This window comes from Acinetobacter sp. Q186-3 (genome assembly GCF_013420655.1).
GTDB lineage: Bacteria > Pseudomonadota > Gammaproteobacteria > Pseudomonadales > Moraxellaceae > Acinetobacter > Acinetobacter indicus.
In genome coordinates this window covers 64,692-70,691 of sequence record NZ_VOXS01000012.1, presented here as the reverse complement: position 1 = coordinate 70,691, position 6,000 = coordinate 64,692, and the positions used below count along the sequence as shown (strand labels likewise).

Below are 6,000 nucleotides of genomic sequence, written 5' to 3'. Positions count from 1 at the left end.
AATTTCAAATTGTGCAGCTACTGCTCGAATAGAATAACCTTCCTCAAGCTTAGCTAAAATTTTACGTCTAAAATGTTCTGAATAACTCATTGCACCATTGTATTGGTTTTATAATGATTTGACTATATCAAGAAGGTTGCAGAAACATTCATTTTCATATTTTGTCCTGGCTCAAACAGTTGCGGATGACGTTTCCGTGTATCCGCTTAAGTACAGGACAGAATAGTTTGTTCTTAACCCGCTTTCTTTAATGCAAAATCTTTACCAAACAGCAGTTTGTTGCGGATTTGATGAATCGGGGTCTGATCTGCAATCAGCTCGGCATACCAGGCACCATCTTCGGTATCACCAAACAGTACTGCACCAATGACTTTGTCTTTCTGGATGATGATGCGTTTATAAATCTGACGTTTTTCATCATTCAGGACAATGTCTTCAAAATCATCTTCCGGTTCAAAATTACCGGCCGAGAACACATCACAACCACTGACTTTGAGCTGGGTCGGAACAGTAGGTGCCTTAAAGGTCAAGCTACCGTGTTCTGCCAGATGCGAGGCACAAATAAAGGCTTGGCCCCACAGCGGTTCCACCAGACCAAAAGTTTGACCACGATGTTCGATACACTCACCGACTGCATAAATACTCGGGTCATAACTTTGCATGGTGTCATTGACCAGCACCCCACGCTGACAGCGCAGGCCGGCACTTTGCGCCAGTGCAATATTCGGACGGATTCCTACCGCAAACACCACCAGATCGGCATCGAGCAGCGTGCCATCTTTTAGCCGGACTTGTGTGACATGGCCATTTTCACCAAGCAGCATTTCGGTATTGGCTTCGGTCAGTACATGAATACCTTTTTCTTCAATACTGTTTTTCAACATTAAGCTGGCTTTGCTATCCAGCTGACGATCCATAATACGGTCCATCAGATGCAGCACGGTAACGTTCATGCCACGCTGTTTCAAACCATAGGCCGCTTCAAGTCCAAGTAAACCACCACCAATAACCACAGCATTTCGTTTCTGTTCGCAATATTCCAGCATCCGGTTCACATCATAGATATCGCGGAAGCTGAGCACACCGTCCAGCTCTGTGCCCGGAATTGGTGGAATAAAGGGCTGCGAGCCAGTGGCTAAAATCAGCCGGTCATAATTCACCACCTGCCCCGACTGGGTGAAGACTTGCTTGCGTGGACGATCAATTTTCACCGCAGCATCACCGGCAATCAGCTGAATACCTTTTTCGGCATACCAGGCATGCGGATGCAGCATGATATCGTCCACCGTTTTATCACCGGCCAAGACCGGGGACAGCATAATCCGGTTGTAGTTGCCCCACGGTTCTTCGCCAATCACGGTAATCTCGTAACGATCAGGTGCCATATCCAGCAAATCTTCCAGACAGCGCATGCCCGCCAGACCATTACCCACCAGCACCAGCTTCATTTTTTCCTGTTGCACGCCATTATTGGTGATATAGGTTTTTTGTGCGGTCGGACTGACAAAAACCCGGCCCTGTTCAATTTTGCTTGGAAACACCAGTAATTTCTGGTCTTTATCTTCCAGACAGCGGCCGGTGGCCAGACTGAAATGCTGTTTATAGATTGGTGATGCCACCACACGCTCACCTTGCAAATCACCCAGAATACCGCGCGACATCACATTGGCGCCGCTAAACGGGTCCTGATTACTCAGGGCATAAACACGCTGTTCCTGCCCCACACGGAAAATTGCAATCTGCTGGCCTTCCACCAAGGCTGCCACGCCGGTATGTGGGGTAATCTCCTCCAGATGACAGACCTCTACCCAATCCAGTTCATTCATATCTTTTAAAATTGTCATCATCGTTATCCTGTGCTTTGGCATCTTCTGCTGCATATCTCATTTGGTTTTTCTGGCGGATTTGCTTCAGAAGATGTGTCTTGATCTTGAAGGTTATGCCTGCATCACCGGAATCCGGCTTTCATCACGCTCGGCCGCCGTTTTCGGGCGAATCTGTCCACGTTCGGTGGCAAACTGGATGTGCGGATCGTGCTGCTGCTCGGCTTTGGCATTGATAAAGGTTTTAAAGCGTTTACGTACTTCCGGATCTTCAATCGCGGTACGCCATTCATCCTGATAAGTACCCACCACATGCTGCATGCGGCGTTCCAGTTCTGCGGCCAGACCTAAGGAATCGTGCACAATCACGTCTTTCAGATAATCCAGCCCGCCCTCCAGGTTGTCGCGCCAAACCGAAGTACGTTGTAAACGGTCTGCGGTTTGAATGTAGAACATAAAGAAGCGGTCGATGTATTTGATTAAGGTACTGGTATCCAGATCGGAAGCCAGCAGCTCGGCATGACGCGGTTTCATGCCACCGTTACCGCAAACATACAGGTTCCAGCCTTTTTCAGTGGCAATCACGCCCACGTCTTTACTTTGTGCTTCGGCACATTCACGGGTACAGCCAGATACCGCCATTTTCAGTTTGTGCGGAGAACGCAGGCCTTTGTAACGGTTTTCCAGGAAAATCGCCAAGCCAACTGAATCATCCACGCCATAACGGCACCAGGTGCTACCCACGCAAGATTTCACGGTACGCAGTGACTTGCCGTAGGCATGACCCGATTCAAAACCGGCATCAATCAGTTTTTGCCAGATTTCCGGTAACTGATGTACCTGCGCCCCAAACATATCCACGCGCTGACCACCGGTCAGTTTGGTGTACAGGCCGTATTCCTTGGCAATCTGGCCAATGGCAATCAGGCCATCTGGAGTCACTTCACCACCGGCCATTCGTGGTACCACCGAATAAGAACCATCTTTCTGGATATTGCCCAGATAGTAGTCATTGCTATCTTGCAGGCCGGCATGACTTGGTTTTAGCACAAAGTCATTCCAGCAGGAGGCCAGAATATTGGCCACAGTTGGTTTACAGATATCACAGCCCAGACCGTGACCATGTTGCTGGATTAAATCTTCAAAAGTCTTGATCTCGTTCACACGCACCAGGTGATACAGTTCCTGACGCGAATAGGCAAAGTGTTCACAAAGATGGTTATTGACCGTCACCCCTTGACGCTGCAATTCGGCTTTTAATACCTGAGTCACTAAAGGTGCACAGCCCCCACAAGCAGTTGCGGCCTGGGTACATTTCTTCAGTGCACCGAGTGAAGTTGAACCGGCTTCAATCGCCTGGCAGATATCGGCTTTAGACACGTTATTACAGGAACAGATGGTGGCGCTGTCTGGCAGCAAATCGACACCGCTGCCACCGGCTTTGGCACCTGACTCGGCAAAGCCCGGCATGATCAGGCTTTCTGGCTGTTCTGGAACTGCCAGACCATTCAGCATCATTTGCAGTAGATCGTTATATTCTTTGGCACAGCCAACCAGCACCGCACCCAGCAATCGGTTTTTTTCCGCATTAACCACAATTTTCTTGTAGATCAGCGCATCTTCATCGGCATAAAAATAGCTGAGTGAATTTGGAGTCATGGCATGTGCATCACCAATAGATGCCACATCCACACCCATCAGCTTTAATTTAGTGCTCATGTCGGCGCCAGCAAAGCAGTTCGGGTTTTGCTGCATCACATGCTTGGCGGCAATTCGAGCCATGTCATAGCCCGGTGCGACCAGACCGTAAATCTTGTTTTGCCACAGCGCACATTCCCCAATCGCATAAATATCCGGATTGGAAGTCTGACAGTAATCATTAATCACAATCCCGCCGCGCTCGCCAATGCTGAGTCCGCTTTGGCGCGCCAGTTCATCACGTGGACGAATCCCGGCAGAAAACAGGATGATATCGGTTTCCAGTTCAGCGCCATCACCAAACTTCATCACATGCTTGGCCGACGCGCCATCTTCAATTGAGGAGGTGGCTTTCTGGGTATGGACTTTCACGCCCAGATCTTCAATTTTGCTGCGCAGCACCTTACCGCCCAGGTCATCAACCTGCACCGCCATCAGACGCGGCGCAAACTCGACTACATGGGTTTCCAGATTTAGGTCTTTTAAGGCTTTGGCTGCTTCCAGACCAAGTAAACCGCCACCAATCACGACACCAGATTTGGCATTCAGACTAGCGGCTTTAATTGCATCCAGATCTTCAATAGTGCGGTAAACAAAGCAGTTTTCACGGTCATTGCCCGGAATAGGTGGCACAAAGGCATAAGAGCCCGTCGCCAGTACCAGTTTGTCATAGGCAATCACATCACCCTGATTGGTGGTGACCAGTTTATGTACCGGGTCAATATCCGTGGCTTTGGTATTGAGGCGCAGATCAATGCCATAGGCATCGGCGAAGTCACTGCGGCATAGACTTAGGTCTTTGGCAGACTTGCCGGTGAAGTATTCAGTTAAATGTACGCGGTCATAAGCCAAACGCGGTTCTTCTGCCAAAATGGTGATTTCAACTTCATCGCCCGCAGTTTCCAAAACCGATTCGATAAATTTGTGGCCGACCATACCGTGGCCAATCATGACAAGTTTCATACAGTTCTCCTCAATAATATTCTGTGTTGGCTTAGGCTGCGTTATTGCGTTCAACAATGGCCTGTTCGAACAGGCGTTGTTCTTTTTCTTTGTGCTCCACCGAGAAGCGAATCATCAGGACAAAACTTGCGGCAATTACCACCAGTCCGCCTAGAACCATCAGGCAGGTCTGAATATCCAGTACGCCTTTTAACAGGAAGCCTGCGGCGACTGCGCCGACGTTCCCACCGGCACCAATAATGCCGGCCACACCGCCCAGTGCATCGCGGTCAATAAATGGCACCAGTGCATAGGTCGCGCCGCAAGCCATGTGAGTAAACAGGGCAAAAATGGTCATGACTAAAATGGCCAGCATGGCACTGTTCATTTGCGAGAACAGAATCAGGAACAAGCCTTCCATTAAAATCATGGCAAACAGCACTTTGGTACGCCCATCCAGACCGCTTTTTAGTGCCACCTTGTCAGAGACAATGCCGCCCAATGCACGGGCAAACAGGGCCAGCAAACCGAAGATGCCCGCTGCCATGCCGGCTTCTTTCAGGCCAAAGCTGAAGTGTTCGACGTAATACATCGCCACAATGTTGTGAATAAAGATTTCAATCCCGAAACAGGCAGCATAGGCACCAAATAAAATCCAGACGCGGTAGTTACGTGCAGCATGCAGCAGAATCGCCATACCGCCTTTTTTGTCGCTGCCGACCTGAATGCCCTGTTCGCGTAATTCTTTAAAGTTGCCTTGGGTACAGTCCTGAGTCAGTTTCCAGTACAGGATGCCGACAATAATCATCATGATGCCCGGTACCAGCAAAGCAATACGCCAACCCATGGCCTGCTCGACCCCAAACATCACCAAGGCAGATAACAGCAAAGGCATCAGTGCCTGGGTCGCACCACCGCCGGCATTGCCCCAGCCTGCCGTAGTGGCATTGGCGGTTCCCACCACATTCGGTGCAAACATGATGCTGGTGTGATATTGGGTAATCACGAAGCTGGCACCAATGGCGCCAATCAGCAAACGGAAAAACAGGAAAGATTCATAACTGTTGGAAGCCGCCACCCCAAACACCGGAATACTGCCGATAATTAACAAAGCAGTATAGGTTTTGCGCGGGCCGTATTTATCACACAGCGGCCCGACAATTAAACGGACCAGAATGGTGATGGCCACCGCAGCAATATTGATATTGGCAATCTGATCTTTGGTTAGGTTGAACTCGCCGGCAATGACTGGCATTAACGGTGCGCAGGCAAACCAGGCAAAGAAACAGACAAAAAATGCGAGCCAACTCATATGGAAGGCTCTCATCGCTGAAGTTTTAAAGTTAAATAGACTTATTTTTGTCGCTTTATTCGCTTGCAAATTTGAAGACATGACCATCTCCTACCTGAACTGAACGTGTGGGTTAACCTGCTATACGGATAGCTGCATAACAGATTCGAACAGAGCGGACGTCGTTGGCCGTCTTTCAAATTTTGGGAGTCTTCTTTGACTCAGCTGGAATAATGCAGATAGTGT

3 protein-coding genes and 1 pseudogene are annotated in these 6,000 nt (G+C 49.2%); all 4 read right to left on the bottom strand.

What is annotated here, in order from left to right; genetic code table 11:
• A pseudogene (locus tag FTT64_RS14375) lies at positions 1 to 90 on the bottom strand (transposase); the annotation flags it as partial.
• A 143-nt stretch (positions 91 to 233) separates the two neighbouring features.
• Complete coding sequence (gene nirD, locus FTT64_RS10800) at positions 234 to 1,844, bottom strand: nitrite reductase small subunit NirD (RefSeq protein ID WP_180182367.1); 1,611 nt, start codon at positions 1,842 to 1,844, stop codon at positions 234 to 236.
• 93 nt (positions 1,845 to 1,937) lie between these two features.
• The gene (gene nirB, locus FTT64_RS10795) at positions 1,938 to 4,484 is read right to left on the bottom strand and encodes a nitrite reductase large subunit NirB (RefSeq protein WP_194087066.1); all 2,547 of its coding nucleotides are present in this window, start codon (positions 4,482 to 4,484) and stop codon (positions 1,938 to 1,940) included.
• 31 nt (positions 4,485 to 4,515) lie between these two features.
• Positions 4,516 to 5,856 carry an MFS transporter gene (locus tag FTT64_RS10790; RefSeq protein ID WP_005178146.1) on the bottom strand — a complete coding sequence of 447 codons (1,341 nt, stop codon included), beginning with the start codon at positions 5,854 to 5,856 and terminating at the stop codon, positions 4,516 to 4,518.
• Positions 5,857 to 6,000: the final 144 nt, after the last annotated feature.

What these genes read in the sequence shown, in the direction of transcription:
- nirD (WP_180182367.1), bottom strand. Translation starts at nt 1,844, where the DNA reads ATGACAATTTTAAAAGATATGAATGAACTGGATTGGGTAGAGGTCTGT.
- nirB (WP_194087066.1), bottom strand. Translation starts at nt 4,484, where the DNA reads ATGAAACTTGTCATGATTGGCCACGGTATGGTCGGCCACAAATTTATC.
- FTT64_RS10790 (WP_005178146.1), bottom strand. Translation starts at nt 5,856, where the DNA reads ATGTCTTCAAATTTGCAAGCGAATAAAGCGACAAAAATAAGTCTATTT.